We start from the raw sequence: 18283 nt of genomic DNA on the forward strand, positions 1-18283 counted from the left end.
GACCTTCTTCTATTATAACAAATCTCCAGCACTTAATAAAGCTTTGCGAACTAGGTTAAAGGCATGTAAGACTGCAATTTCTCGGACATCAGCTCGACTTCTGCCTGCTATATTGGCCTGGATAACTTCTGTCCCCGAAGCTTGCGCCAAAGCGATAAAGACTGTACCTGCTGGATGTCCTTCTAGGCTATCTGGTCCAGCCACTCCTGTCAAACTAATTCCAAAATCTGACTGAGTCTTGATTCGCGCCTGTTCAGCCATTTTTTCAGCAGTAAAGGCTGAGACGACTCCGTGTTTTTCCAATTCCGCTTGTGGAATATTAAGCATCTTAGCTTTTTCCTCAAGACTATAGGTCACAAAGCCACCTTTAAAGATAGAAGATACACCTGAAAAATCTGCCAAAGTAGCTTGAAAAAGACCTGCAGTCAAGCTTTCTGCTGCAGTGATAGTTTTCTTTTGCTTTTTCAACTCTTCTACTACCAGGCTAGCCAAGCTGGTTTCTTCCCCATAGCCATAGCAAATTTCTCGAAGTGAAAGCCCCTCAAAGGTTTCTCTTTCAAGGATTTTTTGTTCTAAAGCATCTAGAACACGATCCGCCTCTTCCTGACTCTTAGCCTTGGTCGACAAGCGAAGGGTCACTTCTCCAGTTTTGGCGTAAGGCGCTATGGTTGGATCCGTTTGCTGGTCAATCAGATCTGATAGAATGGTCACTAGCTGACTTTCACCAATCCCAAAGAAACGCATGACATGCGAATAAAGCTTAGAGCCCGTTGTCAATCTCGGCAGCAACTCATTTAAGACCATGGGTTTCAATTCACTTGGAGGTCCTGGTAGGACAACATAGGTGACACCCGCCACCTCAATCATGCCACCGACTGCCAGCCCTGTTTCGTTTGGTAATGGAGTTGAACCTTGAACGATTTGAGCCTGGCGTTCATTATTTGGTGTTCTAGCATAGTCTGGTCGGTGAGCAAAAAAGTCATCCAGCTTAGCCTGAGCCTGAGGATCAAAAGTCAAGTCACGTCCTAAAAATTGGGCCAAAGTTTGCTTGGTCAAATCATCTTCCGTTGGCCCCAAGCCACCTGTTAAAATAACTAGACTACTGCGATTCTGAGCAATTTCTAACAAGGATAAGAGACGAGCCTCGTTATCTCCTACGGCCGTCTGAAAATAGACATCTACACCAATTTCAGCCAACTTTTCAGACAAGAATTGCGCATTGGTATTGACAATCTGACCTGTCAAAATCTCTGTCCCGACAGCTATAATTTCTGCTTTCATTTTTTCCTCCTACTTACCTATTCGGATTTCTTTGAAAAAATCGCAGGATAATTCCTACGATTTGATGGATAGTTTCTTGTTATTCTGACTCCTCAGAAGATGGTGGCAAGTGGCCAAAAAGATTCTCGTACAAGACTATATTGGTCTCCAAATTCGTAACCTCTGGTTGTCCGAGCGAACGGCGTAAAAGATTTTGCATCTCTAGTATATGCTCAGCGGAAACGATCTGGTAAGAAATCCCGTCAATCATTTCACCTTCACCACGTAATTGTTGGGTTTCGATATTTTTAAAGGAATCTTGATAACCCATCAACTGAGGAATCGTTGTTGTTGTAATCTCGATATTTGTCTGCATGTTGTCACTAAGAGCCTTTAGAATCTCTTGGTAGTGACTCACACTGTTCAAACTAAGAATTTTCTCGACAACCTTTTGAATCACTTCACGCTGGCGTTTTTGACGACCATAGTCCCCTTCAGGATCCTGATAACGCATGCGTGAATAAACAAGAGCTTCTTCACCATTGAGGGTTTGCTCACCGACTCCAATCGAAATCGTATTAAAAGGTTCCTGATCTTGAATAGAAATTGGGAAGCCGAGAGTGTTGTTGACTGTAATTCCACCCACAGCATCAACCATTCTTTGAAGTCCATGCATATTGACCATCACATAACGGTCAATATGGATGTTCATCATCTTTTGAATCGTTGAAATAGACAACTCTGCTCCGCCATCAGCATAGGCAGCATTGAGTTTCGCTTCTCTAACACTACCATCTGGTTGCTGGATTTGTGTGAGAATATCACGCTCCAAACTCATCATGACTGTCTTCTTAGTTTTAGGATTCACTGTCACTAAGATCATTGAATCACTGTTACCAGCCCATGGATCTGTACGCTCAACATTTCCTGTATCCACGCCCATAAGCAAAATCGTCAGAGGTTCGGTCGCTTCAATGACCTTGGTTTCTTCACCGATTTTTTTATAGGTTTTAGCTAAAGTTTGCGTACTTTGCTGATAAATTGTATAAGCATAGGCACCTACACCTAGCACCGTCACAAGGACCAAACCCAAAAACATTCCAATTATTTTTTTTACCATACTCTTATTCGTCTATCAGTTGACCCATTAGGTAAACATCTAGAAACTCTCCTCCTTCTATACAAGCACCACGTTCCTGTAATCCTTCTATGATAAAACCCATTTTTTCATACAGATGCACCGCAGCAAGATTTCTTTTTTGAACTGTCAATTGTAACCGTCGAATACTACCACTTGATTTGGCCCATTCAATAGTTTCTTCCATCAAGATACTACCGAGATCATTTCCCCAGTAAGCTTTTTTTATTCCTAAAAAAACATCTCCAATATGACGGACTCGCGGACGTTGATCAGCTGTTGTATTGATGATTCCTACTAACTCATCATTCAAAAAAGCGAGTAGGGTAATTTGATTATCCGACTGGGCCTGCTTATCCAAAAAATGTTGCATCTCAGACTCACTCATTGCAATCCCATTTTCATCCAGACTGGTAAAATTAGACTCTTGACCAATTTGATCTAAGAGAGCAATGACCGCTGAAGCATCCTGGATTTCCGCTTCACGGATTAAAAGATCATACTCCATCCGTCAATCCTTTCAAAAGTTCTGTAGCTCTTTGGCCATGAGCATGAAAGACGATTTCTCGGCCCTCATCTTTTTTAAGGATTTCTAACTCCAGATAATCCGATGGAAGATTGCCCCCCAATAGATGTCCCCACTCAATAACCGTTACACCTGAACCAAAAAGAAATTCATCCAAGTCGATAGAATCTGCATCACCTTCGATACGATAAACATCTAAGTGATACAAGGGTAGACGTCCTTCATATTCTCGAACAATGGTATAAGTAGGACTCTTAATCATTTGATGAATGCCTAATCCCTTAGCCAGACCCTTTGTTAGCGTTGTTTTCCCAGCACCTAATTCACCAGTCAAAATCAACACATCATTTTTTTCTAACAAGTGCCCTAGCTTTTCCCCAAGTGCAACCAACTCATCTTCATTTTTTGTGTACATGTATTTATTATACCAAAAAGTTTTATTTTGTGATATTTCCATCAACAAAAAAAGAGGAGACTCCCCTCTTTTTTTGTTTTTGTCATTAGTTAAGAGCCATACTGATATAGTTCAAGATAAACAAGGCATCCAAAATCCAAATCATGACATGCACATCTTTCACTTGACCTTTGACAACTTTCGTTAAAGTATAAGTTAAGAAACCAACGGCAATCCCTTGTGTAATTGAGTAGCTGAATCCCATAAAGATAGATGTGAAGAAAGCTGGAACAGCTTCAGCCATATCATCCCAAGGAATATTTTTCAAGTTAGAGAGCATCATAATTCCGACAATAATCAAAATTGGTGCAGTTGCAGCTGTTGGAACGATTGCTAGAAGTGGGCTAAAGAAGCTTGATAGGGCAAAACAGATGGCAACAACCAAAGCTGTCAAACCAGTACGTCCACCAGCACCGATACCAGCTGCAGACTCAACATAAGTTGTAACGTTTGAAGTACCTGCAATAGCACCTACTGAAGTTGCCACCAAGTCAGAGTAAAGAGCCTTATCCAATTTAGCTGACTCATGGTTTTCACCACTTGTTGCAATGATACCAACTTTTTCACCAGTACCGATAAGAGTACCGATAGTATCAAAAATATCTGTCAATGAGAAAGCAAGAATGGCCATCAAGGTTTCTGGCAAACGAGAAGTGTTTGAAATCAGAGATCCCAATCCTTCTGAACCAAGAGCAGCACCAAACAAGGTTCCTAGGTCATTAACGGCTGATGAAAGATTATTGCTTGCAAAGTCAATGCTAGACAAATCAACAAGACCAACAGCAATGGCAAGAACTGTCGTTGTCAAAATAGAAAGGATGATACCACCTTTGATCCCCTTAACAACGAAGAAGATAGTAATGGCAATACCTGCAAGAGCTACCAAGACAGCTGGAGTGTTGAAGTCTACCAATCCTGGAACAGCTGCTGAGTTTGCAGTAAGTGCTGCTTGAGCCTTATCTGCTCCTTCACCTGCTACTGTATAGGTACCTGGGTCAATCGAGAATTTCAAGAGACCAGCATTCTTAATCCCAACATAAGCAAGGAAAACCCCAATACCAGCTGAAATCGCTGAACGAAGAGTTGTAGGAATAGATTCGATGATCATTTTACGAACATTGGTCAATGTAATAATCAATGAAATAATCCCACAGATGAAGACCATTCCAAGAGCTTCTTGCCATTTATAACCCATCCCAAATACGACGGTAAATGTGAAGAAGGCATTTAGTCCCATACCTGGAGCTTGCGCATATGGCAAGTTAGCATAGAAGGCCATCATCAAAGTTCCCACAACAGAACCGATGATTGTTGCCAAGAATACACCTTGAACAGGCATTCCTGTTTGTGAAAGCATTTGAGGGTTTACAAAGAGAATATAACTCATTGCAAAGAAAGTTGTTAAACCAGCAAGAACCTCTGTACGGACGTCTGTCCCGTGCTCTTTTAGTTTAAATAGTTTGTCCATTTTTAATCTCCTTTGTCATTTTACGAACAATATGACTATTATACCATCAATCATTCATATTTTCAAGATGTTTTTACTGAATCATAAAAATCTTATCCGATACTTTTCTCCTTCTTTTTACTTATTATCAGCTTTTCTAGTCACTTTCTGATATAATAGAAAACATCTTATCTGAAACTAGATTCGGGAGGATTTTATGACTAAAAAAATGATTGCCGTCGATTTGGACGGTACCCTACTCAACTCTGAAAGCAAACTTTCTGACTTTACTATTGAAACGATTAAGAAAATCTCAAAAAAAGGCCACCAAATCGTTATCGCAACTGGTCGCCCTTACCGTATGGCCAAAGATTTTTATGATCAACTTGAACTTGAAACCCCTATGATCAACTTCAACGGTTCACTTACTCATCTGCCAGGTAAGACTTGGAAACATGAAAAGTGTCTGACTGTGGACAAAAAATACCTCTTGGATATCGTGAAACGAAAAGAGGATATTGAAGCAGACTTTATCGCAGGCGAATACCGTAAAAAGTTTTACATTACAGCCCCGAACAAAGAAATTGCCGACCCTAAATTATTTGGTGTTGAAAACTTTCGCCCAGAAAATCAATTCCAGTCTAATTTAGTGACCAAGGGGCCTAACTGTATTCTATTACAAACTAGGGCAGACGATAAATATGCACTGGCTGAAGAGATGAACAACTTCTACAAGCACCAACTCAATATTAATACTTGGGGTGGCCCCTTAAATATCCTTGAATGCACTCCAAAAGGTGTCCACAAGGCTTTTGCCCTCGAATACCTTCTCAATGTCATGAACATAGACAAACAGAATTTGATTGCCTTTGGTGACGAACACAATGACCAAGAAATGCTTTCTTTTGCAGGTAAAGGCTATGCCATGAAAAACGCAAATCCTGCTCTGTTACCTTTCGCAGACGAACAATTACCATTAACCAATGAAGAAGATGGCGTTGCTCAGTTTTTACAAGAACGATTTCTTTAATTTCACTCATTCTATACTTTTGTGGTAGACATTAGCGACCTTAAAAGTATGGAATTTTTTTGAGCTCAAAGTCAATAAAAAAAGAATTTGCACCTGTTTTAGCCAGATTCAAATCCTTACAAAATATCTATTTCTTTAAAACGATACGATCAGAAACGTCGCGGTCCATGTCATCGATAATAATCTGGTTCTCTTCTGCCACATAAATCTTGATATCGTCTCCAATAAAGACTCTCTGATTTTCTGATTCGAAGGTCACCTTCTTAACCTCTTGATCTCCGTCCGCTTCAACTTCTGTCCACGTTCCGGTATTTCCAGTGACTACAAGAGTAATGCTATCACCCTCGTCTTGGCCCTTGTAGGTCCCATCTATATTAGTAGTTGTGTCAGTCTTTGCACTAGTAGTAGAACTAGAAGCACTGATTTCTGATACTTGACTAGTGCTCGCTTCAGAGCTAGTGCTTGCTTGGGATAAAGGTGTCGACTTAGTTATTGGCAAACACGCAACTAAGAGACTAAGACTTACCACAGTAGCAAGAGAAAGTGTGAATTTTTTTTAGTGACATAATGTCTCCTTTCTTTTAACAACTATGAAGTATCATAATACTGCTGAGCCATTTCACCTCTACTATATCAAGCGGGTTCAAACATTCACAAGATAGGCACGAACCTCAGATATAAAATAGAGAGAACCTGTCACAAATAGCAAGTCTTTCTCGCCTGCAGAACTATCAAAATTATCTATAAAATCTCGATAGGAAGCAACTCTATGATAGCCACTCAAATCCTGCTCCTCCAAAGAGCCTTGATAGTCGAAGCTCGTCACATAGAGAGCTGTATCAGGTAAATGATCTGTCAAATAAGTTAACATTCCGCTATAATCCTTACGCTTTAAAGCACCAAAAAGGATTTGGGGATGATAACCTTGCTGAATTTTTTCCTGGATAAATTCAACCAACCGCTCTAGAGCTGGTAAATTGTGAGCCCCATCCAAATAAATGTGCTCCGTAACAGCTTCTAGACGCCCAGCCCAGCTGGTTGTTTTCAGAGCATACCGGATAGCTTCCTCATTGATCTTTTCACCTCTCTCTGTCATAAACAACAGAAATGCCTGCAAAGCCAAAGCAGCATTCTCCTCTTGATAAGATCCTTCCAATCCTAGTTTTAGTTGGTTCAAATCCGCAAGAGAAGAAGAAAAATGTCCTGATTTGAAAGAAAAATCTCGGTCAGCTTGGTAGAGAGTTACATCTAAATCTTCTGCTATCTTTTGACAAACGAGCTGGGCTTCAGGAGCTAAGTTTGCAATCACTGCTGCTCTTTCTAGCTTAAAAATTCCTGCTTTCTGTTCAGCGATTTCTTCTAGACTATTACCCAAGGTCTCTTGGTGATCTAGGCCGATTGATGTAATAACTGCGATCTCTCCAGTCACCACATTGGTCGTGTCAAGCAAGCCACCAATTCCAACTTCTAATAGAACTAGATCCACCCCTTGTTCTTTAAAATAAAGCAAAGCAATCACGGTTAACAACTCAAAAAAAGATAGCTGATCGTGTGTTTCTAGAAGTCTTTGCTCCATTTCCTTAACTTGATTTGCTAAACGGATAAAGTCTGCGTCCGATATGGGTTGACCATTGATGCAAATCCGATCATGGATGCTAACAATATGGGGCGAAGTAAAGGTCCCCACCTTCTTGCCGTGCGAAACAAAGAGCTCTCTCATAAAGGCGATGGTTGAACCCTTTCCATTTGTCCCTGTCACATGGATAATAGGATAGGCTTGCTCAGGATTTCCCAGCAAGTTTACCGCACTCTGCATCCTCCCTAAACCTGATCTAAAATTCAAACCGATTCGACTATGAAGCCATTTTTCTACTTCAAACACGCTTAATCTCCTTAATCCTTAACAAAAAAGCGAAGATTCTCTTCGCTTTTTACTCATTTTGCTAGATACTAGCTAAATTTTATTTTTAGCGTCAGGCTAAAAACATCCACCGAACTTACTGACGGTTTTTATTTTTAGCATCAGGCTAAAACGTCCACTGGACTGACTTGCGGTCTTCATTTCTATCGCAAGGGTAAAAACGTTCCCCGAACGTTTTTACTCCTCCATAAAGCTGTTGAAGACTTCTTCAATCATGTTCCATTCATCTTCTGAATCTTCAGGGATTGGTTGCAATTCACCTTCTGTTCCATCTTCATTTTCGATGAACGAATAAGCTTGAATTTCAACTTCGCCGTTTTCATCTTCTTCTGCATTAACTGGTACAAGAAGGACATAGTTTTTACCAAATTCTTCTTTTCCGTCAATAGTCAAAAGGATTTCAAACAAAGTTTCGTTTCCTTGCTCATCTACAAGTGTAATAAGTTCACGTTCTTCGTGATCGTGGTTGTGATCGTGTGACATAGTTTCTCCTCTGTCTTAAAATTTTCTATCTAAATAATTTTGCAAAATCAATTGAGCGGCTAATTTATCAATAACTTTTTTACGCTTATTGCGACTAATATCCGCTTGCTCAATCAACATACGCTCTGCAGCGACCGTAGTTAGGCGTTCATCTTGATACTCTACCGGTAGACCAAAGAGTTCTTCTAGTTTGGCTCCATAGGCTTGACTGGCTTCTACCCGCGGTCCGCTGGTATTGTTCATGTTTTTAGGCAAACCAACAACAAAACGGTCTACCTTATAGGTTTCAACGAGTTCCTTGAGGCGGTCAAAACCGAACTCTCCTTGTTCTTCATTGATTTGGATGATTTCAAGTCCTTGTGCCGTAAAGCCTAACGGATCGCTAATCGCCACTCCTACCGTTTTGGAACCAACGTCCAATCCCATAATTCTCATAGATTATAGATCGACTCCTTGTCCTTTAAGGTAGTAGCGAACCAATTCTTCAACGATTTCATCTCGCTCATACTTACGGATTTGATTTCGTGCATTGTTATAACGAGGAACGTAAGCTGGGTCTCCACTGAGAACATAGCCCACGATCTGGTTAATAGGGTTATAGCCCTTTTCATTCAAAGAAGCATAGACATCTGTCAATGTTTCACTGATTTCTTTTTTATTGGAATCGTCCAATTTAAAACGTACGGTTTCTTCAGTAAATCCCATTCTAACACCCTCTTTCCTTAGAATAGTACTATTATAGCACATTCGCGGTCGTTCTACAAATCACACAGTCTGATTCTGCTGATTTTCTCTGACTTTTTACTGGACTGTTGCCCCATTTGCAACACGATTAGCAATATAGTCCTCTGGTTCGTTTTTCAATAGATTTTCCAGTCCAACATTCTTCAAGTATTCGTTTTCACTTGCTTTTTTGAGATCCAGTGTTTGGAAATCATAGCTAGTCTTGGTTTCCATTTCTTTCTCATTTAAAAGAGTCGTTTCAATGGTAAAGCCTGAAATTTTTCGAGCCACTTGAACAGACTCATCCTTATCCTCAGCTTCTTTTAGAGCTTTTTTAGCTTCATCTAATCCTCGCTCAGAAATATAAGTTTTTAAGTCTTCTGATACAGGACGCTTCTGCTGAATGGTCAAGCTTAAAAATTGATTGCCTTTGTAGGTAATGATTTGAGTTTGCTGTGCTCCACTCTCATCAGCTGGCAAAACTAAGGTCTTGGTAACAACTGTATTCTTGCTTGCATTTTCTAATACGGGCAAGGTTGACTGCAGGGCTTCTTGAGAACTCTCAGTAGTTGAAGAGGCCGTATCTTTTTTCTGACCACAGCCAACAAGTAAAAATAGCGCTGCGAATGTTCCAATGACTAACTTTTTCATAAATCCTCACATGTTATCCAATTTAAAAATTTAAATATTAGAGAAGGCCAGGAGTCACTCCCAGCCTTGATGTTTTATAGAGCCGCACGTAAACGCGCTTCTGCATTTTCCACATTACGGACAGAGCGTGGTAAAAAGGCACGGATATCGTCTTCTTTATAGCCGACTTGTAGGCGTTTCTCATCCACAAGAATTGGACTTTTCAAGATACGTGGTGTTTCCATGATTAGGTTGAGCACTTCATTGACACTCAAATCTTCGATATCAACACCAAGGGCCTTTGCATAACGATTTTTCGATGATACGATACTTGCAATTCCATTGTCTGTTTTTGTCAAAATATCAAGTAGTTCTTCTCTCGTGATTCCTTCCTTACCGAGGTTTTGTTCTTTATAACTTAACTGGTGGGCATTGAGCCAGGTCTTCGCTTTTTTACAGCTAGTACAACTTGAGACTGTATAAATTTTGATCATGTACCTACCCCTTTCGCTACATGTTACTATCAGTTTAGACTATTATACCATAAAAAACATCGGACTTGCGACCTATTTTTAAAAAATTTTAACTTTTTTGGCAATTTTTGAACTTTTTTCTTGACAAAATACGAACTATAACCATTCTTTATACTTTTTAATGTAAAATTTCTTAATAACTGTAACGCTAAACATATACAAGAAAATAATACAGATTAAGAACAAGAAGTAAGGAAATCCTAAGGGTGCTAGACGAAGGATATTTACCAGTGGTCCATATGGTAGACTGGTTACGAAGAAGGCTGCAACCAGTGTCATCAAAATCACAAGCCAAGCTGGTCTGCTTTGTACAAAAGGAACTTTTGCTGTACGAAGCATATGGATGACCATGGTTTGAGACCACATAGATTCGATGAACCATCCTGTTTGGAACAAGATAATAAACTGAAGGGCAGATTCAGAGCCGTGAACATAATGATGACCTGTCACCAATGGAACAATGATAAAGTAGAGGAAGATAAAGGTCAAAATATCAAAGACAGATGAGATTGGTCCCATCCAAACCATAAATCGCGTAATGGATTTTGCTTCCCATGTATGGGGTTGTTTAAGGAAGTCTTGATCCACATTATCAAATGGCAATGCCACACAAGACAAATCATAGACTAGGTTTAGGACAATGAGATGAACAGGGGCCATTGGTAAAAATGGCAAGAAGATACTCGCAACAAGGAGTGAGAAGATATTCCCAAAGTTTGAACTAACTGTCATCTTGATGTACTTGGTCATGTTGGCGTAGACCTTACGGCCCTCAACAATACCAGTCTCAAGAACCATGAGATCCTTGTCTAGCAAAATAACATCCGCTGTTTCTTTGGCGATGTCTACTGCTGTATCTACAGAAATTCCAACATCAGCCACCTTCATGGATGGAGCGTCGTTAATCCCATCTCCCATATAACCAACGGCATGACCATTTTTCTTTAACTGTAAAATGATACGAGCTTTTTGATCCGGAGACAATTTAGCAAATACTGTTACACTTTCAACCGCTTCTGCCAATTCTTGATCTGTCATTTGGTCAATGTCAGCCCCTAAGAGCATATGCTCAACGTCCAAACCAACCTTTTGACAAATGGCTTGGGTTACTTTTTCGTTATCCCCAGTTAAAATTTTTGTTTTGACACCATGCTCAAGCAGAGCTTGAATAGCGGGTGCTGCAGATGGTTTTGGCGGATCCAAGAAGGCAAGGTACCCCGTAAGGATCATGTCACTTTCATCAGTCACAGCATAGGCATAATCTTCACGTAGACCTGACTTGTAACCAACACCTAAGACACGCAAACCTTGACGGTTTAATTGACCAACTTCTGCTAATACTTCTTGGCGAATGTCTTCGGTTAGGGGAATGATTTCTCCGCGATATTCCACATGAGTCGAAATGTTCAACATTTCTTCTAAAGCGCCTTTGGTAACCATACTAACGACATTGCTGTCGTCTTTTACAATGACGCTCATCCGTCTACGTTCAAAGTCGAATGGAAGTTCGTCAATCTTTTGGAAGATTTTATCCAAATCTTGTAGAATAACGTGTTCTTTAGCTTCTTTTTCAGTTCTACTGATAATGGCACGGTCCATCAAGTTTTTCAAACCTGTTTGGAAATGTGAATTTAGATAAGCTCTTCTTAAGACTGCCATATCCAAATCACCATGGATATCCAAAGGGTATTCTAAGACAATCTCATCTTGCGTTAGAGTTCCAGTTTTATCCGTACATAGGATATCAATTGCTCCTAGGTCTTGAATAGCATTAAGTTTTTTGATAACCACCTTTTCCTTGGCCATGATAATGGAACCTTTGGCCAAGCTGGCTGTGATAATCATTGGAAGCATTTCTGGTGTAAGTCCGACACCAACGCTCAAGGCAAAGACTCCAGCCTCTAGCCAGTCTCCATCAGTCAACCCATTTGCGAAAAACACGATTGGAACCATGACAAGCATCAAGCGGATCAAGAGCCAAGAAATGCTGTTCATTTCACGTTCAAAAGAAGTTGGTTCATCGTAGGTGTTGAGAGTCTGCTCAATGGCTCCCATCATGGTGTCATCACCAACTGCCAGAACCATCGCTGTAGCACTTCCCGAAATAACGTTTGTCCCCATGAATGCCAAAGATTCTGCTTCTAAAAGACTCTCTACATTTTGATTAGTAGCTTTATTTAAGGCAAGTTTTTCAACTGCATCACTTTCTCCAGTCAAGCCTGACTGTTGAACGAAAAAGTCGCGTGATTCAAATAAGATAACATCTGCTGGAATCATATCTCCCGCACTCAATTTCACGAGATCTCCTACAACCAACTCATCGATGGGTAACTCTTGTTCAAGACCATCACGAATAACAGTTGCAGTGTTGACAATCATTTTTGAAAGGTTGGTTGTTGCCTTGTCGCTCCGCAATTCTTGGACAAAACGGATACCTCCTGAAATCAAAACCAAGACAACGATAATGATAGAAGTCGTTGGATCCTCTTGACCAGGTTTGGCAAGCCAGACGTTTGTAACGAGAGAGATAAAGGCAATCACAAGCAAAATGATTGTGAAAGGATTGATAATGGACTCATAAATCTTTTTAAAGATGGAATCCTCTTGACCCTTAGTGATGGTGTTTTCACCATATAAGTCACGGTTTTCTTCGACTTGTTCTGAATCTAAACCTTTTTGACTTGTATGGTAAAAAGCTAGACTATCTTTTAATGAATTTTGAATAGCTGCTGCTAGTCTTTCTTTTGTAGTTTTCATTGGTTTCTCCTATCTGTATGAATGGTGATTTCATACACGGGGACCAATCACTTTATAAGGACAGAACGACACAAATCAGCGATTGGCTGTGTATGTGCGGTTCTGGATGATCGTCAATTTGCATCGTTTGTCTCCCTTCTTTGTTCTAAAACAGCAGAAAGTCCTGCCATAAAATGGCAGGACTAAAAAACTGATTATCTGTTTTCGTTCAAGCTTTAACTCCATAGGGCGATGTAATGAGCTTAGTCTTGACCTTCGCGACCAGAACTGTTGACCAACGAGTAGTGTCTCCACTGCTTTGCGGTAGTCATCCGTATCCCTATGGTAGCCTCACCTACCGTTTTCGCCTTTCAGTATAAACCTTTAACTAGTAAAAGTCAACGATTTATCTCATTTTTCTTAGATTACGATTAATTCTTTTGGAGCAAGGGTTAATAACTCGCAACCAGTATCTGTAATCAGGATGTCGTCCTCAATACGAACCCCGTATTTACCTTCAATATAAATACCCGGTTCATCAGTCAAGACCATACCCGATTTAATAACTTCTGTAGAGGTTTGGCTAAAGTAAGGTTCTTCGTGGATATCGAGTCCGATACCATGCCCGATACCGTGTGTAAAGTATTGTCCATAACCTGCTTCCACAATAATGTCACGAGGAATCTTATCAAAGTCTCGGAAACCTAAACCAGCCTTAGCTTGGTCAATCAATGCTTGGTTGGCTTTTAGAACTGTATTGTAAATCTCTGCCTGCTCGTCACTGACATGACCGAGGTAGATGGTCCGAGTCATATCACTGACATAATGCTCGTAAAGGCATCCAAAGTCCATAGTGATAGCTTCGCCTAGTTCTACTGGCTTGTGCATTGGGTGGGCATGGGGTTTAGAAGAGTTGATGCCACTCGCTAGAATCGTATCAAAAGACAAACCGGCAGCTCCAAGCTCTCGCATACGGAAGTCGAGGAAGTTGGCAATTTCAATTTCTGTCTTACCTGGTTTGATAAAATCAAGAGCATCACGGAAAGCTTGGTCTGAGATAGAACAAGCCTTGCGAATGGTCGCAATCTCTGTCTCATCCTTAATCATACGAAGCGCCTCAACAAACTGTTTCTGTGGAACTAGTTCCAAACCTTCAAAAGCGGATTGCATGCGATGGTAATAAGAAACTGAAATCTCATCTTCAAACCCGATACGAGAAAGACCCAGGTCTTTTACAATTTTTGCGATAGTAGCCAACTCGTCACGCTCCGCAAAAATCTCAAAACCAGTTACTTCTTGCTTGGCAGCAATGATATAGCGGGCATCTGTCACCAAGACCTGACGGTCACGACTGATGAAGACTGTTCCATTTGAACCCCAAAATCCTGTCAAATAGTAGACATTTTTGAGGTTGTTGATAATGATTCCATCTAATTCTTTTTCTTGCATTTTATCGAGAAATGCTTGCACACGTTTATTCATGATGTAACTTTCCTTTCAAATACTGTCCTGTATAGCTGGCTTCATTAGCAGCTACTTCTTCTGGTGTTCCTGTTGCGATAATGGTTCCGCCACCCACACCACCTTCTGGTCCTAAGTCGATAACATGGTCTGCTGTTTTGATGACATCCAGATTGTGCTCGATCACGAGAACTGTATTTCCATCATCGACAAAGCGAGACAAAACGGTGAGTAATCGAGCGATGTCCTCAGTATGCAAACCAGTTGTCGGCTCATCTAAAATGTAGAAAGACTTACCTGTCGAGCGCTTGTGGAGTTCGCTAGCCAGCTTCATACGCTGCGCTTCTCCACCAGAAAGGGTGGTAGCAGGTTGTCCTAAGGTCACATAACCTAGACCAACATCTTTGATTGTCTGGAGTTTGCGTTGAATTTTCGGAATATGTTGGAAAAATTCTACTGCGTCGTTGACGGTCATATCCAAGACTTGCGAGATATTCTTTTCCTTGTAGTGAACTTCTAGCGTTTCACTGTTGTAGCGGGTTCCGTGGCAGACTTCACAAGCCACATAAACATCTGGCAAGAAGTGCATCTCAATCTTGATAATCCCATCACCCGAGCAGGCTTCACAGCGACCACCCTTAACATTGAAACTGAAACGACCCTTCTTGTAGCCTCGAATCTTGGCTTCATTTGTCTGAGCAAAGAGGTCTCGGATGTCATCGAAAACACCTGTATAAGTAGCGGGATTAGACCTCGGTGTTCGTCCTATTGGACTTTGGTCAATATCTATCAGACGGTCGATATGCTCGATTCCTGTAATAGTCTTAAACTTCCCAGGTTTGTCTGAATTGCGATTTAGTTTTTGAGCAATAGCTTTTTTGAGGATGCTGTTGATTAGGGTCGATTTCCCTGAACCCGACACCCCTGTCACCGCAATGAATTTTCCGAGAGGGAAGCGAGCAGTGATATTTTGTAGGTTGTTTTCACGCGCTCCCGTCACTTCGATAAAACGACCATTACCGACACGACGCTCTTCTGGCACTGGAATGGCACGTTTGCCTGACAAGTACTGACCTGTGATAGACTTGCTGTTGCGCGCTACTTGCTTAGGTGTTCCCGCTGCAACAATTTCTCCACCAAAGACGCCCGCTCCAGGACCAACGTCGATCAGATAATCAGCTTCTCGCATGGTATCTTCATCGTGTTCTACCACGATGAGAGTATTTCCTAAATCCCGCATCTTTTTCAGACTGGCGATCAGGCGATCATTGTCCCTCTGGTGAAGACCAATCGACGGCTCATCAAGAATATAGAGAACTCCTGAGAGGTTGGAACCAATCTGAGTTGCCAAGCGAATACGTTGGCTCTCCCCACCTGATAATGTTCCTGCAGAACGGGATAACGTTAAATAGTTAAGACCCACGTTATTGAGGAAGGTCAAGCGATCCTTGATTTCCTTAAGAATCGGACGAGCGATAATAGCTTCATTTTCAGATAAGGTTAGCTGGTCAATAACTTCCAAATGGTCTGCGATGGATAGGTCTGAAATTTCTCCGATATGGAGTCCTTTTTCTCCCCCTACACGAACCGATAAGGCCTGGTCATTGAGACGATAACCATGACAGGTACCACAAGTTAGCTCATTCATATAAAGGCGCATCTGAGTGCGAGTGTAGTCGCTATTGGTTTCATGATAGCGACGCTTGATATTATTGACAACTCCTTCAAAAGGGATGTCGATGTCGCGAACTCCGCCGAATTCATTCTCATAGTGGAAATGGAATTCCTTACCATTTGAGCCATAGAAGATGAGATACTTCTCCTCCTCTGACAAGTCCTCAAAAGGCCTATCCATATCCACTCCAAAGGCTGTCATGGCTTGTTCTAGCATATTTGGATAATAGTTAGAAGAGATAGGATTCCAAGGTGCTAATGCTCCCTCACGAAGGGTCTTGCTAGCATCTGGCACTACTAAGTCCGTATCAACCTCTAGCTTGATTCCCAAACCATCACACTCGCTACAAGAACCAAATGGTGCATTGAAGGAGAAGAGACGAGGTTCTAGCTCTGGAACTGTAAATCCACATACTGGACAAGCATAGTGTTCTGAAAAGAGCAACTCTGAATCATCCATAGTATCAATAACGACATAACCTTCAGCGATACGAAGGGCTGCTTCAATTGAGTCAAAGAGACGACTACGGATACCATCTTTGATGATAATACGGTCTACCACCACATCGATGTTGTGTTGTTTATTCTTTTCAAGTTCAGGAACTTCGGTCACATCATAGACAACCCCATCGACACGGACACGAACATAGCCATCCTTTTGAATCTTTTCAATCAGCGTCTTATGCTGACCCTTTTTCTTACGAATGACAGGAGCCAAAATCTGCAAGCGTTGGCGTTCTGGCAATTCCAAAACCTTGTCCACAATCTGCTCTACAGACGAAGCCTTGATAGCCCCATGTCCATTGATACAGTAGGGGGTCCCTACACGTGCATAGAGAAGACGTAGATAATCGTTGATTTCCGTCGTTGTTCCAACCGTCGAACGAGGATTTTTACTGGTCGTTTTCTGGTCAATGGAAATGGCAGGGCTGAGACCATCGATAGAATCCACATCTGGCTTTTCCATATTGCCTAAGAACTGACGAGCATAGGCTGACAGACTCTCAACGTAGCGACGTTGCCCTTCTGCATAAAGGGTATCAAAGGCTAAACTAGACTTTCCTGATCCAGATAGTCCCGTCACCACAACTAACTTGTCACGCGGAATTTCCACATCTATATTTTTTAAATTATGGGCGCGAGCCCCATGGATGACAATCTTATCTTGCATGTTACTTCTTTCTAGTCCATTGTTGCTTTCCATTATACCAAAAAAAGTGAAATTCTATTACCAAAAAAGCCGATTTTGTAGTATAATAGTACGGTGTCAAAAATCACTGAAACACGGATTAGATTAGGAAAGGATAGGAGATATGAAACAAGTCTTTCTCTCAACAACAACTGAATTTAAAGAGATCGATACGCTCCAGCCGGGCACTTGGATCAATCTCGTCAATCCTACTCAAAGCGAATCGATGGAAATCGCCTCTGCCTTTGATATTGATATCGCAGACCTCCGTGCACCACTCGATGCGGAAGAAATGTCTCGTATCACCATCGAAGATGAGTACACCTTGATTATCGTAGACGTCCCAATCACAGAGGAAAGAAATAACCAGACCTACTACGTGACCATTCCCTTGGGGATTATCATAACAGAAGAGGCTATCATCACTACCTGCTTGGAGCCACTACCACTTCTTGATGTCTTTATCAATCGTAGGCTTCGGAATTTCTATACCTTCATGCGTTCGCGCTTCATCTTCCAAATCCTCTACCGCAATGCGGAGATTTACTTGACAGCCCTCCGTTCAATCGAACGTAAGAGTGAGCAGATCGAGAGTCAACTTCACAAATCTACTCGAAACGAAGAATTGATCGAACTCATGGAGTTGGAAAAGACCATCGTCTACTTCAAAGCTTCTCTGAAGACAAATGAGCGCGTGATTAAAAAATTGACCAGCGCAACTAGCAATATCAAGAAATACCTTGAAGACGAAGACTTACTGGAAGATACCTTGATTGAAACGCAACAGGCCATCGAGATGGCGGACATCTATGGAAACGTCCTTCACTCTATGACAGAAACCTTCGCTTCTATCATTTCAAACAACCAGAACAATATCATGAAAACCTTGGCACTTGTGACTATCGTTATGTCCATCCCGACCATGATTTTCTCAGCCTACGGAATGAACTTTAAGGATAATGAAATTCCTTTAAACGGAGAACCGCATGCTTTCTGGCTCATCGTCTTTATCGCCTTTGCTATGAGTGTTTCTCTCACTCTTTACCTCATCCATAAAAAATGGTTCTAACAGGAGTTA

16 protein-coding genes, 1 pseudogene and 1 riboswitch are annotated in these 18283 nt (G+C 41.2%); of the genes and pseudogenes, 2 read left to right on the plus strand and 15 right to left on the minus strand.

Translation table 11 applies throughout. From position 1 onward, the window contains the following. Window positions 1-12: 12 nt before the first annotated feature. The 5 genes from QM877_RS04040 to QM877_RS04060 form a co-directional block, all read right to left on the minus strand. Window positions 13-1281, minus strand: coding sequence for a competence/damage-inducible protein A (locus QM877_RS04040; RefSeq protein WP_414317670.1), 1269 nt, complete (start codon window positions 1279-1281; stop codon window positions 13-15). Window positions 1282-1360: 79 nt separating this feature from the next. Then, a complete protein-coding gene (gene brpA, locus QM877_RS04045; RefSeq protein WP_414317671.1) occupies window positions 1361-2380 on the minus strand; it encodes a biofilm formation/cell division transcriptional regulator BrpA in 1020 nt (339 codons plus the stop codon). 4 nt (window positions 2381-2384) lie between these two features. Then, the gene (locus QM877_RS04050) at window positions 2385-2906 is read right to left on the minus strand and encodes an N-acetyltransferase family protein (RefSeq protein WP_414317672.1); all 522 of its coding nucleotides are present in this window, start codon (window positions 2904-2906) and stop codon (window positions 2385-2387) included. Next, window positions 2896-3339, minus strand: coding sequence for a tRNA (adenosine(37)-N6)-threonylcarbamoyltransferase complex ATPase subunit type 1 TsaE (tsaE, locus tag QM877_RS04055; protein ID WP_414317673.1), 444 nt, complete (start codon window positions 3337-3339; stop codon window positions 2896-2898). Before tsaE ends, QM877_RS04050 begins: the two co-directional genes overlap by 11 nt. An 85-nt stretch (window positions 3340-3424) precedes the next feature. Next, entirely contained in the window at window positions 3425-4846 is a 1422-nt protein-coding gene (locus tag QM877_RS04060) for an NCS2 family permease (RefSeq protein WP_315640334.1), read from the minus strand. 196 nt (window positions 4847-5042) lie between these two features. Between QM877_RS04060 and QM877_RS04065 the strand changes: the two genes are divergently transcribed. Beyond that, window positions 5043-5855, plus strand: coding sequence for a Cof-type HAD-IIB family hydrolase (locus QM877_RS04065; RefSeq protein ID WP_075232343.1), 813 nt, complete (start codon window positions 5043-5045; stop codon window positions 5853-5855). Window positions 5856-5982: 127 nt separating this feature from the next. Here QM877_RS04065 and QM877_RS04070 read toward each other — a convergent pair. From QM877_RS04070 to uvrA, 10 genes and pseudogenes are all read right to left on the minus strand, one after another. After that, window positions 5983-6411: pseudogene (locus tag QM877_RS04070) on the minus strand (SP_0198 family lipoprotein); the annotation flags it as partial. An 87-nt stretch (window positions 6412-6498) separates the two neighbouring features. Next, window positions 6499-7737 carry a bifunctional folylpolyglutamate synthase/dihydrofolate synthase gene (locus QM877_RS04075; RefSeq protein WP_414317674.1) on the minus strand — a complete coding sequence of 413 codons (1239 nt, stop codon included), beginning with the start codon at window positions 7735-7737 and terminating at the stop codon, window positions 6499-6501. 216 nt (window positions 7738-7953) lie between these two features. Then, a complete protein-coding gene (locus tag QM877_RS04080) occupies window positions 7954-8259 on the minus strand; it encodes a DUF1292 domain-containing protein (RefSeq protein WP_000017624.1) in 306 nt (101 codons plus the stop codon). Window positions 8260-8274: 15 nt separating this feature from the next. Beyond that, window positions 8275-8694 carry a Holliday junction resolvase RuvX gene (ruvX, locus tag QM877_RS04085; RefSeq protein ID WP_414317675.1) on the minus strand — a complete coding sequence of 140 codons (420 nt, stop codon included), beginning with the start codon at window positions 8692-8694 and terminating at the stop codon, window positions 8275-8277. A 3-nt stretch (window positions 8695-8697) separates the two neighbouring features. Next, complete coding sequence (locus QM877_RS04090; RefSeq protein ID WP_000507060.1) at window positions 8698-8964, minus strand: IreB family regulatory phosphoprotein; 267 nt, start codon at window positions 8962-8964, stop codon at window positions 8698-8700. 96 nt (window positions 8965-9060) lie between these two features. Continuing rightward, entirely contained in the window at window positions 9061-9633 is a 573-nt protein-coding gene (locus tag QM877_RS04095) for an SP0191 family lipoprotein (RefSeq protein WP_414317676.1), read from the minus strand. A gap of 74 nt (window positions 9634-9707) precedes the next feature. Then, window positions 9708-10106: a transcriptional regulator Spx gene (gene spx / locus QM877_RS04100; protein WP_000591165.1), complete on the minus strand. Its 399-nt coding sequence runs from the start codon at window positions 10104-10106 to the stop codon at window positions 9708-9710. Between the two features lie 135 nt (window positions 10107-10241). Beyond that, window positions 10242-12902 (minus strand): magnesium-translocating P-type ATPase, encoded by a 2661-nt coding sequence (gene mgtA / locus QM877_RS04105; protein ID WP_414317677.1) that lies wholly within the window; start codon window positions 12900-12902, stop codon window positions 10242-10244. Window positions 12903-13094: 192 nt separating this feature from the next. After that, window positions 13095-13248: riboswitch (M-box (ykoK) riboswitch) on the minus strand. A gap of 53 nt (window positions 13249-13301) precedes the next feature. Next, window positions 13302-14363, minus strand: a complete 1062-nt coding sequence (locus tag QM877_RS04110; protein ID WP_414317678.1) for a M24 family metallopeptidase — start codon at window positions 14361-14363, stop codon at window positions 13302-13304. Continuing rightward, window positions 14356-17187 (minus strand): excinuclease ABC subunit UvrA, encoded by a 2832-nt coding sequence (gene uvrA / locus QM877_RS04115; RefSeq protein WP_414317679.1) that lies wholly within the window; start codon window positions 17185-17187, stop codon window positions 14356-14358. Before uvrA ends, QM877_RS04110 begins: the two co-directional genes overlap by 8 nt. A 142-nt stretch (window positions 17188-17329) precedes the next feature. Here uvrA and QM877_RS04120 point away from each other — a divergent pair, with 142 nt between their 5' ends. Then, window positions 17330-18274: a magnesium transporter CorA family protein gene (locus tag QM877_RS04120; protein ID WP_000815631.1), complete on the plus strand. Its 945-nt coding sequence runs from the start codon at window positions 17330-17332 to the stop codon at window positions 18272-18274. Window positions 18275-18283 lie beyond the last annotated feature (9 nt).

Source organism: Streptococcus infantis (assembly GCF_047463655.1).
Classification (GTDB): Bacteria; Bacillota; Bacilli; order Lactobacillales; family Streptococcaceae; genus Streptococcus; species Streptococcus infantis_Z.